The sequence below is a fragment of the Mycobacterium sp. NTMscope_MAC_269 genome, assembly GCF_976985695.1.
On record NZ_OZ335668.1, the window covers coordinates 872125 to 894069 of the forward strand.

The following is a 21945-nucleotide window of genomic DNA, read 5'->3' on the forward strand; positions in this document are numbered from 1 at the left end:
GGTGTTTCGGAGCACCGTTCGTCAGCTCATGCCGACGCGGATGTTTATCACCTGCAGCTTTCGGCCGCCACCCGCTGCTTCTGCTCCACGATCACCTGGTTGAGGTAATCGGCCTTGGCGCAGCCGTAGTACGCCGCGAACTGCAGCGCCACTTCGTCCATCTCCTCGAACGACACGTCGCCGCTTTTCAGCGCCGCATAGACGTGGGACATGATCGGGATTTCGGCGTCCTGGAAGGCGACGCAGGCGACCGTGATGAGGCGGCGTTCCTTCATGCCCAAGCCGGGCCGCAGCCACATCTCACCGAAGACGAAGTTCAGGATGCCCGCGCCCGAATAGGGGTTGTCGCGCATCGGCGCGAACGGCAGGCAGTTGATCTCCTTGAACGAGTTTTCGCCGCCCTGCAGCCGCTGCTCGGGGTCGCTCGCGGTGACCAGCGGCAGCAACGGCTCGGGGGGCGGGGGCGCCTCTCCGCGGGCCTCGGTGATCTTGGCCCATTCCTGATCCACCGCGATGTTGAACCGCGAGGCCTTGGGCCAGCCGGCGTACACCGCGAAATGCAGGACGGCTTCCCGCATTTCGGTGATCGTGAGGTCACCGCTCTTCAACGCCGCGTGGACGTGCTGTTCGAGGGGGGCCTGCGCGTCGGCGGCGGCAACGCAGGCCAGCGTCACGAACCGTCGGTCGCGGCGGCTGAGCCCGGGCCGCGACCACACCTCGCCGAAGACGAAGTCGATCAACCCGCCGGCGAAGGGGCCGTCATTGCCGGGCGGGTCGAACGTCATCACCTCGGCGAAGGTCCGCATTCCGCGGGCGTGCCGGTCGTTGGCGCTATCGGATGGTGACACCCGCGTCGACCTTCAGCTCAAGCCCTGTGACATAACGGGATTCGTCGGAAAGAAGGTAGAGCACCGCATTGCTCACGTCGGCCGCTTCGATCAGTGGCGCGGGCAGCGCGTTGAGGAAGATGGGCACCAGGTCGGGCCGCTGCTCGGCGATCAACGTGTGCATCGTCGGCGGCGCCATGCCCGTGGCCACCCCGGTGGGGTGCACGGTATTGACGCGAATGTTCTGTGCGGCAAGCTCGTTGGCCAGCGCGAGCGTCATCCCCACGATGCCGTGTTTGGACGCGGTGTAGGGGACATGCAGCGGAGTGCCCTTGATGCCGGCCGACGAGCTGATGTTGACCAGGCTTCCGCCGCCCCCGCTGACGAGGTGGGGAAGGGCGGCCGCGCAGGTGTTCCAGGCCCCGATGAGGTTGACATCGAGGACCAGCCGCCACTGCTCGGCGGTGGTGGTGTCCCAGGTGCCGACGGTGAGCACGCCGGCGTTGGCGACCGCGCCGTCGAGGCCGCCGAGCTCGTCGGCGGCCGCGTCGACCGCCGCCCTCATGGCGGCCTCGTCACGCACGTCGACCACCGCGGTGATCGCCCGCCGCCCGTGTTTCTCGACCAGGTTCGCGGTCTCGTTCAGGTCGTCCTCGGTGGCCAGCGGGTATTCCAAACCCTCCGGGGTGGAACAGATATCGACCAGGATGCAGTCGGCTCCCTCTTCGGCCAGCCGCACGGCGTGCGAGCGTCCCATGCCGCGCGCGGCTCCGGTGATCAAGACCCGTTTGCCGGCGACCCGGCCCGTTGCGTTGTTCGTGGTCATCCGGACATCAAACCTTGTTGCAGAAGCCCGCGTCGACGGGGAACGCCACGCCCGTGACGTATTTCGCCTCGTCGGAGACCAGGTAGGCGATGGCGGCGCTGACGTCTTCGGGTTCCAGCATGCCGACCGGCATCGGATTTTGCAGATGGGGACCGGCGCCGGGATTCTTCTCCAGGAATTCGGTCATGTCGTCGTTGGTCGCCATCATCGTGTTGACCGCGGTCGGGTGCACAGTGTTCACCCGAATGTTCAGGGGCGCAAGCGCATTGGCCAGGGTCCGCATCAGCCCGACGATGCCGTGTTTGGACGCCGCGTAGCCCAGGCCGCCGCCTTGCAGGCCGCCGAAGCCCTTGATGCCCGCCGTCGAGCTGGTGAAGATGATCACGCCGCCGCGGTTACCGGACAGCAGGTGCGGAACGGCCGCCCACGCCGTGTGATAGGCCCCGTCGAGGTTGACGCCGGTGACCGCACGCCACTGCGCCAACTCCTCCTCAATGGTCAACTCGCGGAACGCCAATGGCGCGATGCCGGCGTTGGCCAACACGATGTCGAGGCGGCCGAAGTGCTCGACGCCGCTGTCCATCGCCGCCTTGACTTGCTCGAAGTCGCGCACATCGGCGACCGTGCCCAGCATCTTGCCGCCGGACTCTTCGACCAGCGCAACCGTCTCGTCGAGTTCCTCGTGGGAGGCCATCGGATATCCGTTGGCGGGGATGTCGGCACAGATGTCGATCCCGATGATGTTGGCGCCCTCGCGGGCGAGCCGTACCGCGTGGCTGCGGCCCTGGCCGCGCGCCACGCCGCTGATGAAGGCGACTTTGCCATCCAATGAACCCACGTCGAGTTTTCCTCGTTTCTTCATGATCCGCCCAGATCAGGGCATAGTAACGCCGTTACTCACCCGCGCACAGTAACATGGTTACTGTGCGAGCAAAAGGGGCCGGCGCCCAGACCGTGGACGACGCGTCCGGGCGGACGGACGATCCGATCCTGGACATCGTGATCGAGATGCTCGACACCGACGGCTACGAGGCCGTGCAGCTGCGCGAAGTGGCACGACGGGCCCACGTTTCCCTGGCGACCATCTACAAGCGCTACCCGACGCGGGACGAACTCATCGTCGCCGCGCTCGACGCGTGGATGAACGCCAACCGCTATGCGCGCCTGCCGTCGCTGATCGAGGATCTGCCCCGCGATTCGATCTATGTGGACCTGATGCACGTGATGCGGACCATCTTCGAGCCGTGGGAACGACACCCGTTGATGCTGCGTTCCTACTTCCAGGCGCGATCGGGGCCCGGCGGGAAACGCCTCATCCAGCGCGGTGTCGACGCTGTCGTCCCCCTCGCCAAAGCCGTTCTGGCCCAAGCGGAGCCGGAGTTCGTCAAAGACTTCGAGCTCATCCTCACCGGCGTCGTCTTCGGGCTTCTCACGCGGTTCGCTCAGGGAGAGATCGACGTCACCGAGATCGTGCCCGGCATCGAGCGCACGGTGTTTTGGTTGACCACGGCCTACGAGAACTATTCTGCCGGCGCCGCGCCGGCCCCGTGAGCCCGAAGCGCCGCTGCCGCGCCCTCACAGGATCGGGGGCGGTATCAACCAGCCCATCGACGGGTCGACGTCGCCTCTGAATTCCGGGCAGTAGCTGGCCACCGAAAGGCCGATGAAGTATCCAGATTGCTTGGCCGACATGGGCGTTTGCTTGGTCAGTTTGATCGCCAGCATCGATACGTTCGGGTTCGTTTCGATGCTGGCGCACACCGCATGGGCGGTCGCGATCGCATCGTCGTCGTCGAACATCGTGATCCCGCCCCTGTCGAGGCCGGCCAGGAACGCATCGTCGGCGTCATCGTCCGCCGCCGCCGGTGTCGCGCAGGCCAGCGCGACCGTGGACAGGACAATCGCGCAGGCGGCCGACCGCTTCGCAAAACCGGCCTTCGGAACAGCCATGGCCTCCCCTCTATGCGCGGGTCAATCGGCGGCGAGTCAAGGACGACTTATGTGTGAACGATAGCCGAAATCGCGGTGTCCATCGGGCCATCGGCGCCCCGGGTTTCTCAGGACGAGCAGTGCGAGGCCTTGATGCGCCCGTTGGGCGCCCCCAGCTTGGCCAGCGCGTCCGCATTGGATGCCGTCGTGTCCGGGCCGGAGCCGCCCTGGAACCGGCCGGAGCGGTCGAACGCCACCGACGCGCAGCCGTTGCGCGTGCCTGCCACGACTTCGCAGACATCGCCGGCCTCGGCGGTGCAGTGGGCGAGCGCGATTTGGTTTGCCTGGTCCTGGCTGCCGCCGGTGCCCCAGCCGGCCGCGCGTCCGCTTCCCGCCGACACGGCCAGGGCAACGAAGTCGTCGTCGGCCGAGGCCGTCGGCGCGGGCAGCGCCGTGACCGCGCAACCGACCGCGACGACGACGGCAATGATTGACCGCACCGGCCCGCTCCTTTGCAACGCTCAGGAACGGAATGTAGCGCCGCGGCCGGCGTGCGCGCGGGGAAATGGGGCGCCCGGGGCTACGAATTGCCCTCTGGGTCCTCGGCGAGATACGTGACCTCATACCACCGTTTGTGGGGTTCGGCGTCGTCGGTTTCGCTCGCCGTGGCCCGCTCCAGCCGAACGTCGGTCAGATGCGGATTGTCAACGCGGATATAGTCTTCGAGCTCGGCGTGCAGCGCCTCGCCATCCAGGGTGACATCCGCGAGCGCCCTGCCGTCGTACCTCGTCCAACTCACGGATCACATCTTGCTACGGCCGTCACGGCGCGCGGAACCGCGGGCACCCTGGCGAACATTCACCTTCGCGAGCCGACCCGTTTCTCCTATACTCGACCTACTCATGGGAGGCGCGATGGCTAAAACTTGGGACACGCTGGATCGCTATGTCGTCATTTCGACCGATACCCACGCCGGGGCCGATCTCCACGACTACAAACCGTATCTGCCGGAACGCCTGCATGAGGAGTTCGATGCGTGGGCCAAGGCCTACGCCAGCCCGTTCGACGACCTGATCGTCGCCACCGCCAACCGGAACTGGGACCACGAGCTCCGGATCAGCGAGATGGACGCCGACGGGGTGGCCGCCGAGGTGCTGCTGCCCAACACCGTTCCGCCGTTCTTCCCGACGACCCCGAACATCACCATCAGCCTGCCGCGCACGCGTGCGGAGTTCGAGCAGCGTTGGGCCGGTGTGCAGGCCCACAACCGGTGGCAGATCGATTTCTGTTCGCTGGCGCCGGCCCGCCGGCGCGGACTGATCCAGATCTTCCCCAATGACGTCGAGCTGGCGATGGAAGAGATCCGCTGGGGTGTGGAGCAGGATTGCTTTGGCGGCGTGCTCATTCCGCCGGTCTCGCCCGGCGACTCGCAGGTGGCTCCGCTTTTTCACACCCGCTATGAACCGCTCTGGGCGCTGTGCGCGGAGCTGGACCTCACGGTGGTGCAGCACGCGGGCGCCGGCAGCCCCGAGATGCCGATGGACCAGCCGGCCTCCAACGCGGTGCTGATCACTGAGATGGCGCTGTGGGCGCAGCGGACCCTCGGCCATCTGATCCTGGCCGGGGTGTTCGAGCGGTATCCGACGCTGCGCTTCGTGCCGACCGAGCAGGGCACGATGTGGGTGCCCGGGCAACTCGCCGTCCTCGACGCCATGGTGCCGACGATGAAGTCTGATGCGGGCAATAGAACCTACGGCATGTTCGGCGGATCGTCGGTCGACGAGCTGAGCATGACGCCGAGCGAATACACCCAGCGGAACTGCTATCTGGCCAGCGAGCTGATGCCGTTCGACTCGGGAATGATCGACTTCATGGGCCCCGACCACATCATGTGGGGCAGCGACTATCCCCACGAGGAAGGCTTTGCGCCGCACTCCACGTTGGCCATCCGCTGGGCTCTGCACGACCGGCCGGAGGATGCCTGCCGAAAGATTTTGGGCGGCAACGCCGCTCGCCTCTATCGCTTCGACCTCGATGCTTTGGTGCCGGTCGCGGCGAAGATCGGGCCGACGGTCGCCGAGGTGCGTACCCCCTTGGAGGACACGGGGTATCGCGCACCGGCCGCCTTCGGCTACCGGCCGTTCGAGGGTGGTCTGGCCCTCAAGCGGCTGGCTCCGCAACGGCGTTAACCGGATTCGTCGCTCAAGGCGGCGCTCAGCCGGCGGGTGGCCGCGGCGAGCTGCGCCCCCAGCCGGGTGACCGCCGCGCCGCTCATCGGCTCGGCGCTGGGGACCAGGCTGAGCATCAGGGCGATGCGCGACCCGGGTCCCAGTATCGGGGAGTCGATGTGGCTCACCTCGTAGCTGCGGTCGGGGTCCAGGGTGATGGGGAACCACTCCTCCTGGTGGATCAATTCGTCGGTCAGCTCCTGCGCCAGCTGGCTCAGCCGCGTGGAACGCACCTCGGCGCTGCGCACGATCAGGGCCAGTTCCTGCAGGCGCAGATCGGGCAGCAGGTGCAGGCCGACGGCGTAGCCGCGCTGCCGGGCGGCGGTGATGGCCGCGCGGTAGCGATCACGCACGTCTTCCGGGAGGGCCGCCAGCCAGTGCTCGCGGGCCTCCGCCCCGGCCCAGGCAACGGTCGACGCCCCATACGGCGGGCGGCGGGGGAACTGGGTGCCGATGGGCATCGGGTGGCCGCCGCCGTGGCGGCTGCGGACCTGATCGACGACGGTGGAGTAGTCCTCGCTCACCGAGAAGGCCACGCAGTGCGCGCCCGTCGCGGCCGACAGCTCGACCATCGCGGAGCGGGCCAGCACCAGAGCCGGGTAGCGGCCGGCCGCCTCGCGTCCGAGCCGGACCAGGGCGGGACCGAGGTGGTAGGTCTTGCGGACCGGATCGCGCAGTAGCCAACCGGCGCGGAGCAATTCGGACAGCATCGAGTGGCAGCTGGCCTTATGCACGCTCAGGTGGCGCGACACCTCGGCCAACGTCATGCCCCCTCTCCCGTCGCCCGCCAGATGTTCGAACAGGTTCACGACCCGTTCGGTCTGCGGCGAGGGACGCGGCGGCATGGCCGTAATGGTCGCATAATGCGACTCCTTGCGGTGGTATAAGCGACCATGTGACGATGCTCACGATGACGGACCTTCGGGGCAAGGTGGCGGTCGTAACCGGCGGGGCCGGGGGCATCGGCCGGGCCATGGGCCGCCGTTTCGGCGACGAGGGCATGAAGGTGGTGCTGGCCGACGTCCTCGCCGAACCGCTGGACGAGGCGACCCGGGCGCTCGCGGACGAGGGCATCGAGGCCGCCGGGGTCCTCACCGACGTCACCGACTATTCGTCGGTCGAGGCGCTCGCCAAGGAGGCGCTCTCCCGCTTCGGCGCGGTGCACGTGGTGTGCAACAACGCGGGCACCGGCGGGGTCTCCGAGGGATACATGTGGGAGCACGACCTGGCCGACTGGCGCTGGGGGATCGACGTCAACGTGCTCGGCGTCATCCACGGCATCAAGGCTTTCGTGCCGATCCTGCTCGAGCAGGGCGAGGGACACGTGGTCAACACGTGTTCGGGCAACGGCGGGTTCGCGCCGATCGCACGCGGGGCCATGGGCGGACCGGGCCAGGCGGTTTACCCGATGACCAAGGCGGCGGTGCTCTGCCTCACCGAGAGCCTCTACACCCACCTGGAGATGACCGGCACCGGGGTGCGGGCGCACGTCCTGTTCCCCGGCGGCTTTTTGAACACCGGCATCTGGGAATCGTGGCGGCACCGCCCGCAGCGCTACGCCGCGACCCAACAACGCCGCACGCCCGACCAGACCCTGGAAAAGGTCGTGGCCCGCTTCGAGTCCGCCGGCGCCCACGTCGAGTTCACCCCGCTCGAGACGGTCGCCGAGCAGGTGGTGGACGGAATCCGCGCGGACCGTTTCTGGATGATGGGCCCGCCCACCGCCGCCGACGACGTCGTGAGCCGCAAGGCGGCCTCGATCCTCGGGCGCGGCGCACCCGACTATCTGGTCGACGTCCTCGGCCGAAGCTCCGAGAGGGACTCCGAATCGGAAGGAGAAAAAAGTTGAGCACCAACGTGATTCGTTACGGTCCTCGCGCACCCGAGGCGCAGGTCGACCACGAGATCGATGCCACCAAGGCGCCCATCGCCACCGAGGCGGTGACCGTCACCTACCTCACCGATCCGGAGGTCGTCGCGGCGGTGCTGCCCAGGCCGCTGGAGCCGGCGGCCGAGCCGCTGGTGCGCATCCAGCTGCAGCGGGTCCGAATCGAGGGCATGGCGCCGTTCGGATCGGCGGTGTTCTCGGTGACCGCCCGCCACGGCGAAACCGAGGGCGACTACCCGCTGTTCATGCCCCAGTCCACCGAGCAGTCGGTCACGGGCGGGCGCGAAACATTCGGTGAGCCAAAGAAATTGGCTCGTATCGAGGTCGAGCGCGACGGCGATCGCGTCACCGCCGGCGTCGACCGGCTGGGCTATCCGCTCATCACACTGACCGGACAGATCACCGGCCCGGCCGAGTTGCCGCCCGACCAGATGAACACCGAGTTCTACTTCAAGTTCTTGCGCGCCCCCGACGGCAGCGGCATCACCGACCCCCACCTGGTCTACGGCGAGTACCACCGCCACTACGAGCTGCTGGAAGACATCGACGGCACCCTCGAATTGGGGGAATCGCCGTTGGATCCGGTGGCCGACATCGTCGTTCGCCAGATCAGGTCGATAACCTGGTGCCGGCGGCGCACCGTCCAGGTGGGCCGGATCGCCGCGCGGGTGCCCCAGGAGTGGCTGCTGCCTTTCGTGCACCAGCGTTACGATGACGTCGCACTGCTCGCCGCCACCAGGCCCGAGCCCGCGCGGGCGTAGCGCATGGACCGCTACACCGTCATCTCGGCCGACTGCCACGCCGGCGCCGACCTGCTCGACTATCGCGCCTATCTCGATCCGCAGTATCGCGACGAATTCGACGGCTGGTCAACGACATACGTCAACCCGTTCGGCGATCTCACCGAGCCCGAGGCCGAGCGCAACTGGAACAGCGATCGGCGCAACTCTGATTTGGATGCCGAAGGCATCGCGGGGGAGGTCATTTTCCCGAACACCGTGCCGCCGTTCTTCCCGCAGGCGAGCCTGGCCGCCCCACCGCCGGAGACCGCCCGGGAGCTCGAGCTGCGCTGGGCCGGCCTGCGCGCGCACAATCGCTGGCTCGCCGACTTCTGCTCCGCCTCGCCCGAGCGGCGCGCCGGGGTGGGCCAGATCCTGCTCCCAGACCTCGACGAGGCCATCGCCGAGGTCGCGCAGATCGCCAAGCTGGGCCTGCGCGGCGGGGTGCTGCTACCCGGGATCGCCCCGGGCACAGGCCTTCCCGCGCTCTACGCCGAGCACTGGGAGCCGCTGTGGGCGGCGTGCGCGGAGGCCGGCCTGGTGGTCAACCACCACGGCGGCAACGCCGGGCCGAGCCCGACGGACGGGTGGGGCAGTTCGTTCGCGGTGTGGGTGTACGAGACCCACTGGTGGGCGCATCGGGCGTTGTGGCACTTGATCTTCAGCGGCGCGCTGGACCGCCATCCGGACCTCACCGTGGTCTTCACCGAGCAGGGCTCCGGGTGGATACCCGCGACCCTCGACTCGCTCGACGTCGCGGCGGCCCGCTACGGGCGGGCGAACTCGGCGATCGCCCGCTTTGCCGGTCCCACCGCCGGCTCGCTGACGCTGCGGCCCAGCGAGTACTGGGCCCGCCAGTGTTACGTCGGCGCGAGTTTCATGCGTCCCGTCGAGTGCGCCGAGCGGTACGGCATCGGCGTCGAGAAGATCATGTGGGGGAGCGACTACCCGCATTACGAGGGCACCGCCCCCTACACGCGGGAAGCGTTGCGCCACACCTTCAGCGACGTCCCGACCGACGAGGTGGCGGCGATGCTGGGCGGGAACGCCGCGGCCGTCTACGGCTTCGACCTCGAGGCCCTCGCGCCGTTGACCGAGCGGATCGGCCCGACGGTGGCCGAGGTTGCCGAGCCGCTGGCCGCCGTCCCCGCCGGCGCGCGCAGCACCGTCTTCGAACCCGACCCCATCCGTACTTGGTAAGGAAGGACCGCCCGTGAACCCCTACATCATCATCTCCGCGGACACCCACGCCGAACTCCCCACCGAGCGGTACCGCGAATACGTCGACCCCGAATACCGGGAGGACTTCGAGGCCTACCTGGCGGAGAAGACGGCCGCGGCGCAGGCGGGCGGATTCATCGACGAGGAGTTCGCGCAGGAGTGGTTCTCCGAGCATGGCGACGGCATCGCCGGGGGATGGGACGTCGGACTGCGCGACAAGGAACTCGACGGCGACGGGGTGGTGGGCGAGGTCATCTTCCCCGACGCCGACGCTGTGACCGGGGTGGCCGGCGCCCCGTTCGGCGCCGGACTGGGCCAGTCGGGCGACCTGGACCCGGGGCGCGCCATGGCCGGGGCCCGGGCCCACAACCGGTGGCTGGCCGGACTGTGCAGCCACAGCCCCGAGCGGCGCGCCGGGGTGGCTGTCGTGCCGATCCTGGCCGATGTCGACGCGGCGGTCGCCGAGATCACCCGCGCGGCGGAATCCGGGCTACGGGGCGGGATTCTGATCCCGGCGCGCTGGGTCGGTTACCCGCCCTACCACGACCGCCGCTACGACAAGGTCTGGGCCGCCTGCCAGGACCTGCAGATGCCGATCCACACCCACTCCGGTCCCGCCCCGCAGGAGGAGTACGGCGGGCACCTGGGCATCTACGTGACCGAGGTGCGCTGGTGGGGTGCGCGGCCCCTGTGGTTCGCGCTGTGGTCGGGCGTCTTCGAGCGCTTCCCCGGGCTGCGCTGGGGGGTCACCGAATGCGGGGCGTTCTGGGCCAATGATCTGCTCTGGCTGATGGACACCCGGTATCTGCGTGAGCATTCCGCCAAGAAGATGAGCCACCTGATGGAGGGCGACCTGACGATGCCGCCGTCGGCCTACTTCGACCGGAACTGCTTTATCGGCGCCACCACCACCGAACGCCGGGAGCTGGCGCGGCGCTACGAGATCGGCGTCTCGAACATATTGTGGGGCAACGACTTTCCCCATCCGGAGGGGACCTGGCCGCACACCCGCGAGTGGCTGCGCCGCTCCTTCTGGGACATTCCCGTCGAGGAGACCCGGCAGATGCTGGGCCTGGCCGCGGCCGAGCTCTACAACTTCGATCTCGGGTCTCTCGCCGGCCTGGCCGAGCGCATCGGCCCGACTCCTGAGGACCTGGGCCAGGACGACGCGCTCAGCATCCCCAAGTGGGAGGCGGCCCGTCAGGTCGGACGCCACTGGCTGACGGATGCGGAGCCGATTCCCGATCTCGTGGAGAACTGATCGAAACCCGTTGGCTGCGCACGGCTTCCGCGTATTCGCCTGCGGCGCAGTGACTAATCGCCCACGCGATAAATTTCCGCGGATGCGCTTTCGAGGCCGGTCGATTCCGCGCGGGCCGTGAAAGAATGGCGGTGATGACCGCAGTATCCGCAGGATCGCCGGTTTCACCGGTGCTGATGGGTTGAGTGTGCCCCTGAAACGCGTTGACGAACTGAAGCCCGGAGACAGGGTCCGCATGAAGGTCGGGCACGCCACCATCGTCGCGACGGAGCCCCTCGGCGACGACCGCACCCTGCTCACCTTTACTTACGGGACCACGGCCCCCGCCGACAGCGATCTCACCGTGGACGTCCTGGATGACGACGACTGGGGTTGGTGAGCGAGGGTCACGGTTCCGGGGGCGGTGCCGGCGGGTTATCCCAACTTCCGGGCGTGCCGGCGGGCACCTGCACTCCGAGCCAGTTGCACGGCATCATCGACCGCCAGGCGATGAACGCGCACTGCTGTTCGGGCGTCAACGGCCCAGGTCCCGCGCAGGGCGGCGTTCCCGCCGTCCCGCATATCGGGTCGGCGGCGGCGGGTGGCGAGGAGGCGAATGTGGCGACGGCGATCAGCGGCGCGACGGCCGCGGTGAATGCGGTGACGAAACGTCGGGTGCGATACATGGCCACCTCGAATCTGTAGCTACGTGCGCAGATCGTAACCCCGGGCCCCGGCGCTGAGTGGCCGTTTGAGTGCGCCCGAGCGGGCTGGGGAATCGGAGCATCGGCGACCGACTTCGCGACAACGTCGTCATCGCCCGTTTAGGAAAGTTGGCGACGCGGCCGGCTTGCCGCGGGCGGATAATACGGACTACGCGCATGAAAGGTAAGCAGTCATGACCACCACCGCCAGCTCTCCGACCAGACCGACGTGGACTCGCTGGATCTACCCAATTTTGGCGATCACCGGGACCGCGGTCGGCATCGTCGTCATCGTCGCCGTCCTCTATCTGCTCTTCTCGCGGCCGGGCTGCTGTCCCTCGATGATGAAAGCCGACCCGCCGGCGGCCCAATCGATGGACTGTTGTGCCACGATGATGAAGGACATGAAAATGCCGCCGGGGCCGGGCAAGCCGTCGATGCCGACCATGCCTATGCCTAGCCAATCCGGCGGATGACTCCTGGGGATTTGAGACGGCCCTGATCAGCGTCCCGGCGTGCAGTCCGTCTCGCCGGCCGTGCGGCCGCGCAACCACTCCCATTGAAAATGTTGACGATGACCTTCGAGAAGTTTCGCTCAACCGTGCGGCGCTCGGTGGCTATGTCCATAGCAGCAGGTGCGCTGGTAGTCGCACTTCAATCATGCAGCGCTATAAAGAATTTGAGCGACGGAGTACCGGATCCAATGACTCCGGAACAGTCTAGGAGGCAGGTAGTCGATGCGGCACGGGCGCCGGGTACTGCTTACGTCACTAGTGGCCGTCGCCATGTTGCTAACAGGATGCGCGCCAGTGCTAGACAAACCACATGCCGCCGGATCGACGAACCCGTATGAAGATACGGCCCATCCCCTGAGTGACGATCAGACCAAAGCTCAGGTGATCGAGCCGGCCAAGCAGATCATTGCCGCCGCAAAATTGGACGCAGTCAGTGGGGCGTTCTCGTTCGCCTCCTGCAACGACCAGGGAGACCCGCCGTTCCAAGGCACCGTCACGCTCAGCTTCCTGATCCACGGGGACAACGATGCGTATTTTCAGCAAGTACGGGCAGCGATGATCGCGCACGGCTGGAACGATGGGGCGCCAGCTGGACAGCACTACCACGGGGCATCGCTCAATAAAGACGGCGTGGCCGCCAGTATCAGCTACATGCCGTCCGCCCACAGTTACGGGCAGATTATTCTCGATGGCCAATGCCGGAATATGGGCAACCACAAGGGCGAAGGCCAGTGGACCAGCATCAACGACCAGTTGGCCGGTCATTAGCCATCTTGTTGAATGACTAGCTAGGACGTGCGGTAGTTCAACACGTCATCGCTGCGCCGACCTCGCAAACTGCCAAAGATATTATGCGACAAGTAATTAGGGGAATTCCATCTCTCCACGATCTTCCAAATACGATCGAGCCGCCTAAGGGCTATACCAGTCCGTCGCGGACCGCGAGGAGGCCGAGCATCACGACTGGGTGACCAACTTCATCTTCGGCAGCCATCCCTCTGGGTGGACACGGCGGCTCGCTGCGCTTCGCGGCGGATAGCCGGTGCCGCTCGCGTTGCACGAGTTGGCGGAGTGGGCGCGGTCGATTCCATTACTTCGGTCGCCGTGCAGAACGCGGGCCGAGATGGAGCAGTATCCGGCGCGGCACAAGAATTGGCGGCAGCTCGCCGATTCGGCATGGATGGTGTAGGCGGACGACCGCGTGGTTCGTGGAGTGCACGGCGGCGCCCCGACCTCGCTCGACGAGTTCGTGGACGTGTGATGCCGCGCTGGTGGCCGTTGCGGTGGCGGCCGGTGCGCGGCGCATCTCCGACTTCGAACGAAGGGTCGCGGCGTTGGAAGCTGGGCGGCGGTGACGCTGCAGCTAGGTGGCGGGGTTGCGCATCGCCACTATCGCTGGTTCCTGGGGCGTTTGCCAGACCAGGCCCGGTAGCCCATCAACACGGCGAGGCCTCCGGTACTGATCAAACCCAGCCACGTGCCGTGGATGACGTTTACCACGAACAGGGCCAGGAATAGCGCAGCCAACGCTGCGAAGAACGCTGGGCTGTACTGGGAATTGGTCTTCACGCGCGTGGGGAGCCGCTGTGGTCATCGATGTTGCCGGCGCGGTTGTCCAGCGTTTTCGCTGTGAACGCGATCGTCCACAGGAGGACGACGTAAGCGAGTGCGTAGCTAGGTGCCATGACCCACAGCGATTTTCCGCCCATGAAGATCCCAGCTATGCCGCTCACAGCGTCACCGACGAAGCCGGACACCATCACCCCGACCACGATGGCGATGTAGGCGTGTTCGCGTTTCGGTGTGACCTTCCCGGCGCTCCGTTGCGTGAAGTACCAGACCCCAACGGCGACAACGACAATCGCGGAGGCGATGAAGCCGACCACTATCCAGACCGGCAGAGGTTTGGTGGGGCTTACGTGGGCTGATTTGAACACAATGTCCACGGTGATCATGGCCGCGACATACAGCGGCAAAAAAAGAACCGCCCGCTTCAAGTTGATCATGGCACCCCTGGGATCGGCTCGACGACGCATTCCACCGCGCCCTCGACTGCGGCTTTAACCGGCGCTTCCAAAAGCCCTTTCGCGAAGCCGCCGACAAAGCCTAGGACAGCCCCCGGTATTGCACCAGCGCCGCCGATCTCCGGGGTGATCATCCCGCCACCTAAAGCACCGCCGACAGCGCCTTTGATCGCGTTCTCGTATCCGCTTTTAATCATTTCTTTGCCGACGTTGGCCTTCACCTGTCCTCCCACGCACTGTCCGAAGCTGGGTGGAGGCGGGAAGGTGGGCATCGGCCCCGGTGCCGGCTGCGGTCCCGGGTCGGGGGGCTTGCCGAATGCCGGCATCGGGACCGGGGGCGGCGGAGATTGCGGTCCAGCAGAGGTGAGTTGCTGCTCGTATTGGTCTAGGAACCCTGGCTGCTGTGCCGGCTTCGGAGGACCGGGCTGCGGCTGAGGCTGCGGTCCACCATCTTGTTTGAAGTAGTCGACTAACTTCGCTCCGTTGGTGCGGTTCGAGCCCGGTGTGGTGCGGTTGTCGGCCGCGGTGCCGTGGCTGGAGCCCGGTCCTGACGCAAAACCACCGCCGCTGAGACCGGCAGTAGCGGCGGTGAGCTGGCTGGAGACCTTGGTGTCCGCCCCTTCGAGTTGCTCGGCGCGCAGCCGGAGGTCGGCCGCGAACGCTTCGGCCTGAGCTTGGCGCACGGCCCGTTCTGCCGGACTGGTGCTGCGGTTGTCGGTGACCGATAAGTCTTCTCCGACAGTAAATCCCGCGTTCTGGGCGTCTTCGACGCCGTAGAGGACGCGCCGTTGTGCCGCACTGATGTCGCTGGCGCCGTTACGGGCTATCCCGGCTGCCTGCCGCAGCAGATCGGCTTTGCCGCTGACGACGGATAGGTCCGCTCCGGTGCGTTGCCGCAACGCGTCGCCACCGCCGCCGTGCCATGTGATGGATTGCGCCTGGTTCCGCATGGTCAGGAACGCGTCTTCCCAGCGGTCGGCGGTTTGCGTCCAGTAGGCGGCCGCGTCGATGAGGTGCTCGGTGCTCCAAGCCTCGATCTGCGAGAGCGTCGCGGGCATCTAAACCACCGTCACCCCTGTGATGGTGGCTATATCGGCTGCCGATGTCGCCTCTTGGGCGGTGTATCCGCCGGCGGCTGTGGTCACCCCACCGACCGTTTCCTGCGTCCGCGCCGTAAAGGATGCTGCGGTCACGCCGATTGCCGCATTGATGGCGTTCACCGCCACCGTGGTGGCCTGGAATGGTTGTCCCGGCGCCGGCGGCGCCCCCACGAGCTGGGAGGTCAGCGCTTCCCACTGGCCGGCTGTAGCTACCAGCTCGGGCGGGAGAACCTGCAATGAACCTTGCCCCATAACTGCATGAGTTTATGCGGGTCACCGGTGGATTGCTATTCGCCGAGAGCGGCCATTATGGAGGCAATGCCAGGGTGCGTCCTGGTCGGCTGATGTCAGTGTGTCGCCGGCGTGGATGGCCGAACTGGCGAGCGTGGCGGCCGCGGTCTCATGGCCGCCCCGCCACCGTGTCGTGACCGGGTACTGAACTAGTCACCGATAATCGGTGACTGTGCTTCTGACGGCAATGTCCCCCGTCCGTGTTCCGCGACCGCGGTCGCGGCTGGGTGGTGGAGCGAAGTTGCCAAGCACGCGGCCGGTTGGGGCGTGGTGGCCAAGGACTGGACGGGAGCCGCGGAAAGCCTCTTTACTGCGTTAGCAGTCCTTGTCGGTGGCGTATGGGCGTACTACCGATTCGTCAAAGGACGAACCTTTCACTCGCGAGTATCTATTCAAGTGCTCGGCCAGTGGCGTCAGAAAGATGACGCGGACGTTGGCCAATCCCGGCTTCCGTTCCAACACCAGCCCCCGAAGGCGACCCTTTTACATGTGCGCCTTCGCGTCACGAATATCGGCGGTGCGAAAGTCACACTGAAAGAGACGGGCACGGGCGTGGAGGTTAGCTTCCCGAACGACGTACAACCGGTTTTCGGCACGCTGTCCATTGGGAAAAACTCTTTAGCGGCAGCGCAGCAAACAGCTCCAGGCTCGCCAGGAATGTTCCCAGTTCCTGTGGGACAAGAGTGGATTGAGCCGGGGGAAACGATCTCAGACGATCTGCTCTTGGACGTTGGCCGCACCGCGACGAACGCTCAGTTGGACGTCTACTTGAGCTGGGAGTCGGGTCGCCTACACAAGGGTGGACTGCCGCTGTCCTCGTGGCTAATTCAGAAGTGCTGCAAGTGTTGTGATGCGAAGCGCACGCGATCACGCAGTTCGCTACGATTCCTGTACAGATCGGTTTGAGCACTGGCAGCAGGGTCACGATGCGTAGTAATCATCTGGCTGGTTTCGTCCCTCTATCGCTAGGGTCGCATGCGCTCATAGGCCCAATGTAGACGAGATTGCATGCCGCGCTACGAGATTGATGTGGCCGGCCTCCAAGTAGTCTATGCGCTAAGCGATTCCAAGCTTCTCGTTCGTTCCATACAAGAAGTAGAATTGCGCCTTCTTAGCTGTCTTAATTTCGTCGTTCTCATCGATCAGGCCGCGTACCGTTCCCAAACCGAACCCGAATACCATGGCAGTTGCCGTCATCAGTTGACCTATGGGCCCGGCGGCGACGGCGAGGGAGAAGGGCGCTGCTGCTGCGAGACCAATCGCACTGCCTCCGACAGAATCCTTCGCGATTCTCTTCGTGAGATCTGTGAGGCTTCTGTTTTGCTGGATAGTCTCTTCGATTTCGTCGATCGCCGGTGCCACGGTCTCGTTCCATGCGTACTCGACTTCGTTGCCAAATTGGGGGTCTTCAGGGGCAACATCGATATTTTCGGTCACTGTTATGACACCCTGCCGGAACGCTCCTAGGGATGAGGCTAATTCAGTTCGGATATCTAGAATCTCCGATGTCGTCGCCCGCTCGAAGCTGGGGAGCCTATCGAAGAGACCGCTTGCCATAGCAGCGTGCTGACCCAGACGTCGAGCGATGGGTGTTGGCGCGAAGATGCCCAGTTCGACTCCACCGCGCACGAATTCGTTGGTCTCGCCATCGAACAATGGGTACTGACTGCCTGACGTAAGGGCGTTATCGATTCTTTCGATGAGGCCACCGATTGCTTGACCGGTGGTGTCATCGAGCTCTGATACGTCTAGACCAGGCAGCGACTCGACAATCAGAATGCCGGCATCGATTGCTAGCTCGAGTTGGTCGAATCCCGAATCCGACATCAGGCCTCTGGCGCTTTCCTGGAGCCTGTCGCGTATCGGACTCATTTGAACCGCCAGCTGCTCGATTAGGCCGTCGTACTGACGGCGCTGCTCACTCGTCCACAGCCCGCGAGGAGGCAGGCCGTCGACGATCTGCCTGAACTTTCGGAGCTCAGTCTCGGCGTCAGGGAAGTATTTCGGAGCGACCCTCTCAAGCTCGAACAACAGATCAAGTCCATCGCGCTTGCTCACGTCGCTCGCTGACTTCAACAGCGCTGCTATAGGTGACACAAGGCTGACTGAATCTGCGTACAGCAACGCTGCGTGCGCCTGTTGCACCACCTGCTTGATTGATGAAGGGTCATCCCGCCTGATTACAGCGCTGACGACAGTCATTCTTACGTTAGTTCTACGCTCGTCACGCTGGGCTTTGCGAACGCGCTTAGCGTCCAGATTTTTGCGCGCTCGTTGTGCGCGAAGCGCGCGTGCAGCGCGGCTCATGGTTCAGTTTTCTGCAGAGTCTCCGCCCTCGGCTCAAGGCCTGCACTGCGATTTATCGCGCAAAAATGCCGCTCTAGGGCTGAGCGCCTGGAGCCCCCCGTTGCCATCACTGCCCCTCCTCGCTCAAATATTGCTGCGAAGAACAGGATGACGCCAACGGCGACGAGTCGGGCCCTTATTGGCAAGACCAACTTGGAGAGGATTTAGGGCCGACGCGGACGACAGGAGAGGCAGCCGCATCAACTATTCAGACGCACGGTTCTCACACGTATTTGAGAATGCGATGGGGGTGGGGGGCGGGGGGTGGTGTCCTGGGGGACATGCCGAGCTGCTGACGTAGCGGTGCGGCATACCCGTCTATGCGTAGTTCGCCCGGAAAATTATCGAGAAATCGATCATTTAACCTGCGCGGCCTTGGCAGCATAATCCGCGTGGCAGATGAAGCGCGCTTTGTGATCGACCGCAGCCGAGACGGCCAGTATCACTTCTTCCTCAGAGCCAGAAACGGCGAGAAGCTCGTCACCAGCGAGACCTATACGACGAAGCAGTGTGCCGAAAACGGCATCCAGGCAGTGAAAAAGGTCGCGCCGTCAGCGCCGGTCATCGACATCACCGATCGATGATCCGCCGGTGCGGCGCACTTTGTCGCTGCACGGCCGTACGGTCGAAGTCATGCATCTATCGGAACCCGACTGGGACTGTTTGAGCCAGCACGTAGGGACGCGGCAGCGGCTACCACCCAGAGCCGTCTATTTTGCGGTCGCGGCCCTTGCTCCGATCGACGAGATCGTTGCGTCATGGGCGTCGGCTGACATGCCTTCCGAGACACCCACAAGTGGCTGGTCGAACTGGATCGTCACGTCAACGCTGATCGGGCACACCGAATTAACCTTCGGCGCACCCTTTTACGACGCCGCCGAGGAGGCCGACAGCTTCCACTCCGAGGTGACAATCGAGGTCGGCGCAGCGTGGGTTCGTCCGTTGTCTTCAATCGTCGAACTCGGATTTGGCAATGTCGTGAGCATGGTCGTCCAGAGCCCAGTTTGGTGGTCGGCTGCCACCGCTGGCAAGGTCAAGTTCGCCGACGGGACGCACATCTCACTGCCGGAGCCCACCGCCCTGTACCAGCCGGCCGAGCGGGAGCGGTGGGATCAGTTCGTCGAGGCGATTCGGTCGTCAATCGTCTGAGTCGGCGCACACCTATTTGTCGCGAGATTTCCCCCGGCCGCCCGTGTCTTTGTCTCGCGGTTCTGGACGGTTTCTCATGTCTTTGTCTCGCCGCTCTGGGCGATCCCACGCGTCTTTGCTGCGGCGCTCCTCGGCGCGCGGGTCGTCGCGCTTCGCCGTCTTGTTGCCGAATTGGTCATCGGCGGGATCATGCCAATTGTCAAAGTCGTCTGTCATTTATCCCCTCAGTGCAGGGCCAGAGCGCCGACGAGCAACGCTATTTCCACAACGAGTAACGCGACCGCCAGCCGGAAGGCGATTTGTCGCGCTTCTAATCGCACGTGATTGCGGTCAGCGCCCTCAATCATCTTGCAAGTAACGAATCTTCGGATGGCCGCCTCATCCTCACCGGCATCAATCCGCTCAAGAATGACCCTTGCGGACGGGCTGTGGCTCCAGCTCTTCGCCGGCCACGCCACGAATAAGACGCAGCAACCGAGTATCACCACCACCAGTAGCAGAACACCAGCGAGGAACGGGCACAACACCAGGCCCTTGTTCGGATCGGTGTTGATCATTCCGACGCCCGCCGAGAACGAGATGAACAGGGCGGCGGTGGCGAGCAGATTGTTGGCCCGCGTCCGCGTGTTCGCAAGGGTGTCGTTCTGCGCCTTCAGCCTTTCGTGCGCGGCGGAATACGCGAGTTCAAGGCGCTTATCGACGGCTGGTTCTTCGGACGACATTCTCGGCAATCCGCTGGGGCTGAGTCGGCAACTGCATGTTCACCTGCAACAGTACGGGGTCCTCGGCCTGCGGCACGACGGGAACTGGCGGCGCGGCCATCAGCGCATGGTGTTCGTAGTCGGCGCGGGCCACTAGCGCCTCTCGGCGCCGACGTTCCCGGGCTGTCTTATAGACCGCCCCGCCGACAGCAGAGAGCGCGATGAGCGTGAGCGCTGCGAGCGGGTAGACGCTGAGCATCATCGACATCCACACCAGCGTGAACATGCCAGCGGTCGCAGCGGCGGCCGGATGCCGATCCGCCCAATTCCCGTGTGAGCATCGGGATTCGAGCCCGCAGCGCGGGCAACTATGCTCAGCCATGATTCCTTCTCTCGGTAAGCCGTAGCTGGTCCGCACCGCGCCCTGACTGTCACCACAGGACGCGACGCGCGCGAGCTAGGCCAGTGCGTCGAGCTCGTCGGCCGCGGCGATGAGTGCTTCGCCGATCTGGCGCGCTTGGGCTGCGGTCAGCGGATTGTCCGGGTCCAGCGGGCCCACGCAAATCTCCCACTCGTAGGTGCCGTCGCCATCTTGTACACCGCCCGTGGAGATGCGCACATCCGCGGGCATCCACCCCGACGCAGGGATGGTTGGCGAGACCGCGCCGTAGAACAGCCGTCCGCCTCGATCCCAGTTTTGAACGCTGACGGCACCGGCCGGAATCGGGACGTTGGGGATGGTTGTGGTTGTCATGGCTGGACCTTCCTGTTGGGGGAAGTCCACCGTCGCTCCAGGCACCGACAAGCCGCGCTGCGAACGCGGGCTGGGGGATGTCGTGGTCATGGCTAGCTACCTCTCTGGTGGGTTGCTAGCGCCCTGATTGACCAGTTCACGTGTAGTTCACGTGTGTTGATACTCGTCTCAGATTCTGGGTCTGAGCTTTACAAAATCTGGTGCGCGATACTGGGATTGAACCAGTGACCTCTTCCGTGTCAGGGAAGCGCTCTCCCGCTGAGCTAATCGCGCCGGGAACCAAAATCTGGAGGTGGAGACGGGAATCGAACCCGTGTGCACGGCTTTGCAGGCCGTTGCCTCACCACTCGGCCACTCCACCGTTGGGGTCCACGCCACTTGCACCTTCGAGCGGATGACGGGATTCGAACCCGCGACCCTCACCTTGGCAAGGTGATGCGCTACCAACTGCGCTACATCCGCGCGCCACGGGCGAGATCGTCGCCCGGTGCGAAGCACGACGATAGTCCACGTGAGCGGGCACATACAAATTTCTTGGTACGAGCCGTGTCTAGGCTATCGCGCCGCGACGGGCCGGCCGATGCGGCCGGTATCGTCGGGGTCTGCACGTGCTAGTCTTCGACGTCGTTCGCCATCTCGGCGCCGGTCCCGTGGCTCAGTGGGAGAGCGTCCGCTTCACACGCGGAAGGTCGCTGGTTCGATCCCAGCCGGGACCACACATCGATACAGGTCAAAGAACCATTGGCCCACTAATCCACTTCACTGATTCACCGTATCCTCGCGCTACAGCGGCCGCGCTCTCACGTCCGCCCTCGGGCTGGGTAGCGGCTCTTTTCGCAGGCCGTGTCGGGTTAACCGCTCGGCGAGACGAAGTCGCGGCCAGGCGCCCACGCACCGCCCTGAGGCCACGCTGCCCTTGCCTGAGCGCGCCCGCTGGGCCACCATGAACCGCGTGAGTAAGGTAACCCTAACTACCGAGCTGCCGATCCCGGCCGAGACCGCGGCCGCCTTGGCGCGCAAGCCGGAGCTGATGCGCCACGTGCTGAGCCCGGTGCTGCGGATCTACCGCCTCGATGTCCCCGAGCGCATCGAGGTCGGCACCGAGGGATCGGCGCGGTTCTGGTGGTTCGGCGTGATCCCGGCCTGGACCCACCACCTGACCATCAAGCGCCTCGAACCGACCGAGATCTACACCAACGAGCACGGGGGACCGGTCCGCACGTGGAACCACCGCCTGACGTTCGAACCCATCGACGAGCGCAGCTGCCGCTACACCGACGAGATCGAAACCGACGACGGGTTGCACGGGCTGCTGACCCGTGCCTTCGTCCGGCTCATGTTTGGCCACCGGCATCGACGATGGCGAAAGCTCGCGCAGATCCTGCGATGAGGGGCGCGATTGGCGAAAAGGCCGCGTCTGTAA

28 protein-coding genes and 4 tRNA genes are annotated in these 21945 nt (G+C 65.3%); 13 read left to right on the top strand and 19 right to left on the bottom strand.

The window, feature by feature from the left end:
- Positions 1 to 47: 47 nt before the first annotated feature.
- Genes ACZ50Z_RS04365 through ACZ50Z_RS04375 form a run of 3 tightly spaced genes read right to left on the bottom strand, consistent with a single transcriptional unit; the run spans position 48 to position 2491 of the window.
- Positions 48 to 806 (bottom strand): carboxymuconolactone decarboxylase family protein, encoded by a 759-nt coding sequence (locus ACZ50Z_RS04365; RefSeq protein ID WP_464486084.1) that lies wholly within the window; start codon positions 804 to 806, stop codon positions 48 to 50.
- A 25-nt stretch (positions 807 to 831) separates the two neighbouring features.
- Positions 832 to 1653 (bottom strand): mycofactocin-coupled SDR family oxidoreductase, encoded by an 822-nt coding sequence (locus tag ACZ50Z_RS04370; RefSeq protein ID WP_464482429.1) that lies wholly within the window; start codon positions 1651 to 1653, stop codon positions 832 to 834.
- A 7-nt stretch (positions 1654 to 1660) separates the two neighbouring features.
- Positions 1661 to 2491, bottom strand: a complete 831-nt coding sequence (locus ACZ50Z_RS04375; RefSeq protein WP_464482430.1) for a mycofactocin-coupled SDR family oxidoreductase — start codon at positions 2489 to 2491, stop codon at positions 1661 to 1663.
- A gap of 116 nt (positions 2492 to 2607) precedes the next feature.
- Between ACZ50Z_RS04375 and ACZ50Z_RS04380 the strand changes: the two genes are divergently transcribed.
- Complete coding sequence (locus tag ACZ50Z_RS04380) at positions 2608 to 3204, top strand: TetR/AcrR family transcriptional regulator (RefSeq protein ID WP_464486085.1); 597 nt, start codon at positions 2608 to 2610, stop codon at positions 3202 to 3204.
- A gap of 24 nt (positions 3205 to 3228) precedes the next feature.
- Here ACZ50Z_RS04380 and ACZ50Z_RS04385 read toward each other — a convergent pair whose 3' ends face one another.
- The 3 genes from ACZ50Z_RS04385 to ACZ50Z_RS04395 form a co-directional block, all read right to left on the bottom strand.
- Positions 3229 to 3603 carry a DUF732 domain-containing protein gene (locus ACZ50Z_RS04385; protein ID WP_464482431.1) on the bottom strand — a complete coding sequence of 125 codons (375 nt, stop codon included), beginning with the start codon at positions 3601 to 3603 and terminating at the stop codon, positions 3229 to 3231.
- 107 nt (positions 3604 to 3710) lie between these two features.
- The gene (locus ACZ50Z_RS04390; RefSeq protein WP_464482432.1) at positions 3711 to 4082 is read right to left on the bottom strand and encodes a DUF4189 domain-containing protein; all 372 of its coding nucleotides are present in this window, start codon (positions 4080 to 4082) and stop codon (positions 3711 to 3713) included.
- Between the two features lie 80 nt (positions 4083 to 4162).
- Positions 4163 to 4381 (bottom strand): hypothetical protein, encoded by a 219-nt coding sequence (locus tag ACZ50Z_RS04395; RefSeq protein ID WP_464482433.1) that lies wholly within the window; start codon positions 4379 to 4381, stop codon positions 4163 to 4165.
- A gap of 103 nt (positions 4382 to 4484) precedes the next feature.
- Between ACZ50Z_RS04395 and ACZ50Z_RS04400 the strand changes: the two genes are divergently transcribed.
- Positions 4485 to 5771, top strand: a complete 1287-nt coding sequence (locus ACZ50Z_RS04400) for an amidohydrolase family protein (RefSeq protein ID WP_464482434.1) — start codon at positions 4485 to 4487, stop codon at positions 5769 to 5771.
- Here ACZ50Z_RS04400 and ACZ50Z_RS04405 read toward each other — a convergent pair.
- Entirely contained in the window at positions 5768 to 6655 is an 888-nt protein-coding gene (locus ACZ50Z_RS04405; RefSeq protein ID WP_464482435.1) for an IclR family transcriptional regulator, read from the bottom strand. The genes ACZ50Z_RS04400 and ACZ50Z_RS04405 overlap by 4 nt on opposite strands.
- 65 nt (positions 6656 to 6720) lie before the next feature.
- Between ACZ50Z_RS04405 and ACZ50Z_RS04410 the strand changes: the two genes are divergently transcribed.
- From ACZ50Z_RS04410 to ACZ50Z_RS04430, 5 genes are all read left to right on the top strand, one after another.
- A complete protein-coding gene (locus ACZ50Z_RS04410; protein WP_464486086.1) occupies positions 6721 to 7659 on the top strand; it encodes an SDR family oxidoreductase in 939 nt (312 codons plus the stop codon).
- A complete protein-coding gene (locus tag ACZ50Z_RS04415) occupies positions 7656 to 8459 on the top strand; it encodes an acetoacetate decarboxylase family protein (protein ID WP_464482436.1) in 804 nt (267 codons plus the stop codon). The genes ACZ50Z_RS04410 and ACZ50Z_RS04415 overlap by 4 nt, the downstream gene beginning before the upstream one ends.
- Before the next feature lie 3 nt (positions 8460 to 8462).
- A complete protein-coding gene (locus ACZ50Z_RS04420; protein WP_464482437.1) occupies positions 8463 to 9677 on the top strand; it encodes an amidohydrolase family protein in 1215 nt (404 codons plus the stop codon).
- A gap of 13 nt (positions 9678 to 9690) precedes the next feature.
- Positions 9691 to 10959: an amidohydrolase family protein gene (locus ACZ50Z_RS04425; RefSeq protein WP_464482438.1), complete on the top strand. Its 1269-nt coding sequence runs from the start codon at positions 9691 to 9693 to the stop codon at positions 10957 to 10959.
- A gap of 187 nt (positions 10960 to 11146) precedes the next feature.
- A complete protein-coding gene (locus ACZ50Z_RS04430) occupies positions 11147 to 11338 on the top strand; it encodes a hypothetical protein (protein WP_464482439.1) in 192 nt (63 codons plus the stop codon).
- A 7-nt stretch (positions 11339 to 11345) separates the two neighbouring features.
- On the opposite strand, the gene ACZ50Z_RS04435 is transcribed toward ACZ50Z_RS04430, so the two are convergent.
- Positions 11346 to 11630, bottom strand: a complete 285-nt coding sequence (locus tag ACZ50Z_RS04435) for a hypothetical protein (RefSeq protein WP_464482440.1) — start codon at positions 11628 to 11630, stop codon at positions 11346 to 11348.
- Between the two features lie 206 nt (positions 11631 to 11836).
- On the opposite strand from ACZ50Z_RS04435, the gene ACZ50Z_RS04440 reads away from it, so the two are divergent.
- Both ACZ50Z_RS04440 and ACZ50Z_RS04445 read left to right on the top strand, forming a co-directional pair.
- Positions 11837 to 12118 carry a hypothetical protein gene (locus tag ACZ50Z_RS04440; RefSeq protein WP_464482441.1) on the top strand — a complete coding sequence of 94 codons (282 nt, stop codon included), beginning with the start codon at positions 11837 to 11839 and terminating at the stop codon, positions 12116 to 12118.
- A 261-nt stretch (positions 12119 to 12379) separates the two neighbouring features.
- Entirely contained in the window at positions 12380 to 12925 is a 546-nt protein-coding gene (locus tag ACZ50Z_RS04445) for a hypothetical protein (protein ID WP_464482442.1), read from the top strand.
- A gap of 621 nt (positions 12926 to 13546) precedes the next feature.
- Here ACZ50Z_RS04445 and ACZ50Z_RS04450 read toward each other — a convergent pair.
- From ACZ50Z_RS04450 to ACZ50Z_RS04470, 5 genes are all read right to left on the bottom strand, one after another.
- A complete protein-coding gene (locus ACZ50Z_RS04450; protein ID WP_464482443.1) occupies positions 13547 to 13726 on the bottom strand; it encodes a hypothetical protein in 180 nt (59 codons plus the stop codon).
- Positions 13723 to 14193 carry a hypothetical protein gene (locus ACZ50Z_RS04455; protein WP_464482444.1) on the bottom strand — a complete coding sequence of 157 codons (471 nt, stop codon included), beginning with the start codon at positions 14191 to 14193 and terminating at the stop codon, positions 13723 to 13725. Before ACZ50Z_RS04455 ends, ACZ50Z_RS04450 begins: the two co-directional genes overlap by 4 nt.
- On the bottom strand, positions 14160 to 15239 hold the full coding sequence (locus tag ACZ50Z_RS04460; protein ID WP_464482445.1) for a hypothetical protein: 1080 nt from the start codon (positions 15237 to 15239) through the stop codon (positions 14160 to 14162). Before ACZ50Z_RS04460 ends, ACZ50Z_RS04455 begins: the two co-directional genes overlap by 34 nt.
- A complete protein-coding gene (locus ACZ50Z_RS04465; RefSeq protein ID WP_464482446.1) occupies positions 15240 to 15533 on the bottom strand; it encodes a hypothetical protein in 294 nt (97 codons plus the stop codon).
- 1095 nt (positions 15534 to 16628) lie between these two features.
- Complete coding sequence (locus ACZ50Z_RS04470) at positions 16629 to 17774, bottom strand: hypothetical protein (protein WP_464482447.1); 1146 nt, start codon at positions 17772 to 17774, stop codon at positions 16629 to 16631.
- Positions 17775 to 18310: 536 nt separating this feature from the next.
- On the opposite strand from ACZ50Z_RS04470, the gene ACZ50Z_RS04475 reads away from it, so the two are divergent.
- Together ACZ50Z_RS04475 and ACZ50Z_RS04480 are read left to right on the top strand one after the other, a co-directional pair.
- Positions 18311 to 18502 (top strand): YegP family protein, encoded by a 192-nt coding sequence (locus ACZ50Z_RS04475; protein ID WP_464482448.1) that lies wholly within the window; start codon positions 18311 to 18313, stop codon positions 18500 to 18502.
- 7 nt (positions 18503 to 18509) lie between these two features.
- Complete coding sequence (locus ACZ50Z_RS04480) at positions 18510 to 19067, top strand: hypothetical protein (RefSeq protein WP_464482449.1); 558 nt, start codon at positions 18510 to 18512, stop codon at positions 19065 to 19067.
- 224 nt (positions 19068 to 19291) lie between these two features.
- On the opposite strand, the gene ACZ50Z_RS04485 is transcribed toward ACZ50Z_RS04480, so the two are convergent.
- The 6 genes from ACZ50Z_RS04485 to ACZ50Z_RS04510 form a co-directional block, all read right to left on the bottom strand.
- Entirely contained in the window at positions 19292 to 19789 is a 498-nt protein-coding gene (locus ACZ50Z_RS04485) for a hypothetical protein (protein WP_464482450.1), read from the bottom strand.
- Positions 19761 to 20054 carry a hypothetical protein gene (locus ACZ50Z_RS04490; RefSeq protein ID WP_464482451.1) on the bottom strand — a complete coding sequence of 98 codons (294 nt, stop codon included), beginning with the start codon at positions 20052 to 20054 and terminating at the stop codon, positions 19761 to 19763. Before ACZ50Z_RS04490 ends, ACZ50Z_RS04485 begins: the two co-directional genes overlap by 29 nt.
- A 171-nt stretch (positions 20055 to 20225) precedes the next feature.
- Positions 20226 to 20522: a hypothetical protein gene (locus ACZ50Z_RS04495; RefSeq protein ID WP_464482452.1), complete on the bottom strand. Its 297-nt coding sequence runs from the start codon at positions 20520 to 20522 to the stop codon at positions 20226 to 20228.
- Positions 20523 to 20720: 198 nt separating this feature from the next.
- Positions 20721 to 20795 (bottom strand) — tRNA-Val (locus ACZ50Z_RS04500).
- Positions 20796 to 20809: 14 nt separating this feature from the next.
- Positions 20810 to 20883 (bottom strand) — tRNA-Cys (locus ACZ50Z_RS04505).
- Between the two features lie 28 nt (positions 20884 to 20911).
- A tRNA-Gly gene (locus ACZ50Z_RS04510) sits at positions 20912 to 20984 on the bottom strand.
- Between the two features lie 182 nt (positions 20985 to 21166).
- On the opposite strand from ACZ50Z_RS04510, the gene ACZ50Z_RS04515 reads away from it, so the two are divergent.
- Both ACZ50Z_RS04515 and ACZ50Z_RS04520 read left to right on the top strand, forming a co-directional pair.
- A tRNA-Val gene (locus tag ACZ50Z_RS04515) sits at positions 21167 to 21238 on the top strand.
- 227 nt (positions 21239 to 21465) lie between these two features.
- Positions 21466 to 21912: a hypothetical protein gene (locus ACZ50Z_RS04520; protein ID WP_464482453.1), complete on the top strand. Its 447-nt coding sequence runs from the start codon at positions 21466 to 21468 to the stop codon at positions 21910 to 21912.
- Positions 21913 to 21945: the final 33 nt, after the last annotated feature.

Excerpts from the sequence above, each read along its gene's own strand:
- ACZ50Z_RS04440 (WP_464482441.1), top strand. The coding sequence starts at position 11,837 with ATGACCACCACCGCCAGCTCTCCGACCAGACCGACGTGGACTCGCTGG.
- ACZ50Z_RS04460 (WP_464482445.1), bottom strand. The coding sequence starts at position 15,239 with ATGCCCGCGACGCTCTCGCAGATCGAGGCTTGGAGCACCGAGCACCTC.
- ACZ50Z_RS04370 (WP_464482429.1), bottom strand. The coding sequence starts at position 1,653 with ATGACCACGAACAACGCAACGGGCCGGGTCGCCGGCAAACGGGTCTTG.
- ACZ50Z_RS04495 (WP_464482452.1), bottom strand. The coding sequence starts at position 20,522 with ATGACAACCACAACCATCCCCAACGTCCCGATTCCGGCCGGTGCCGTC.
- ACZ50Z_RS04465 (WP_464482446.1), bottom strand. The coding sequence starts at position 15,533 with ATGGGGCAAGGTTCATTGCAGGTTCTCCCGCCCGAGCTGGTAGCTACA.
- ACZ50Z_RS04385 (WP_464482431.1), bottom strand. The coding sequence starts at position 3,603 with ATGGCTGTTCCGAAGGCCGGTTTTGCGAAGCGGTCGGCCGCCTGCGCG.
- ACZ50Z_RS04365 (WP_464486084.1), bottom strand. The coding sequence starts at position 806 with ATGCGGACCTTCGCCGAGGTGATGACGTTCGACCCGCCCGGCAATGAC.
- ACZ50Z_RS04410 (WP_464486086.1), top strand. The coding sequence starts at position 6,721 with ATGACGGACCTTCGGGGCAAGGTGGCGGTCGTAACCGGCGGGGCCGGG.
- ACZ50Z_RS04445 (WP_464482442.1), top strand. The coding sequence starts at position 12,380 with ATGCGGCACGGGCGCCGGGTACTGCTTACGTCACTAGTGGCCGTCGCC.
- ACZ50Z_RS04520 (WP_464482453.1), top strand. The coding sequence starts at position 21,466 with ATGAACCGCGTGAGTAAGGTAACCCTAACTACCGAGCTGCCGATCCCG.
- ACZ50Z_RS04400 (WP_464482434.1), top strand. The coding sequence starts at position 4,485 with ATGGGAGGCGCGATGGCTAAAACTTGGGACACGCTGGATCGCTATGTC.
- ACZ50Z_RS04490 (WP_464482451.1), bottom strand. The coding sequence starts at position 20,054 with ATGTTCACGCTGGTGTGGATGTCGATGATGCTCAGCGTCTACCCGCTC.
- ACZ50Z_RS04485 (WP_464482450.1), bottom strand. The coding sequence starts at position 19,789 with ATGTCGTCCGAAGAACCAGCCGTCGATAAGCGCCTTGAACTCGCGTAT.
- ACZ50Z_RS04405 (WP_464482435.1), bottom strand. The coding sequence starts at position 6,655 with ATGCCGCCGCGTCCCTCGCCGCAGACCGAACGGGTCGTGAACCTGTTC.
- ACZ50Z_RS04470 (WP_464482447.1), bottom strand. The coding sequence starts at position 17,774 with ATGACTGTCGTCAGCGCTGTAATCAGGCGGGATGACCCTTCATCAATC.
- ACZ50Z_RS04420 (WP_464482437.1), top strand. The coding sequence starts at position 8,463 with ATGGACCGCTACACCGTCATCTCGGCCGACTGCCACGCCGGCGCCGAC.
- ACZ50Z_RS04455 (WP_464482444.1), bottom strand. The coding sequence starts at position 14,193 with ATGCGTCGTCGAGCCGATCCCAGGGGTGCCATGATCAACTTGAAGCGG.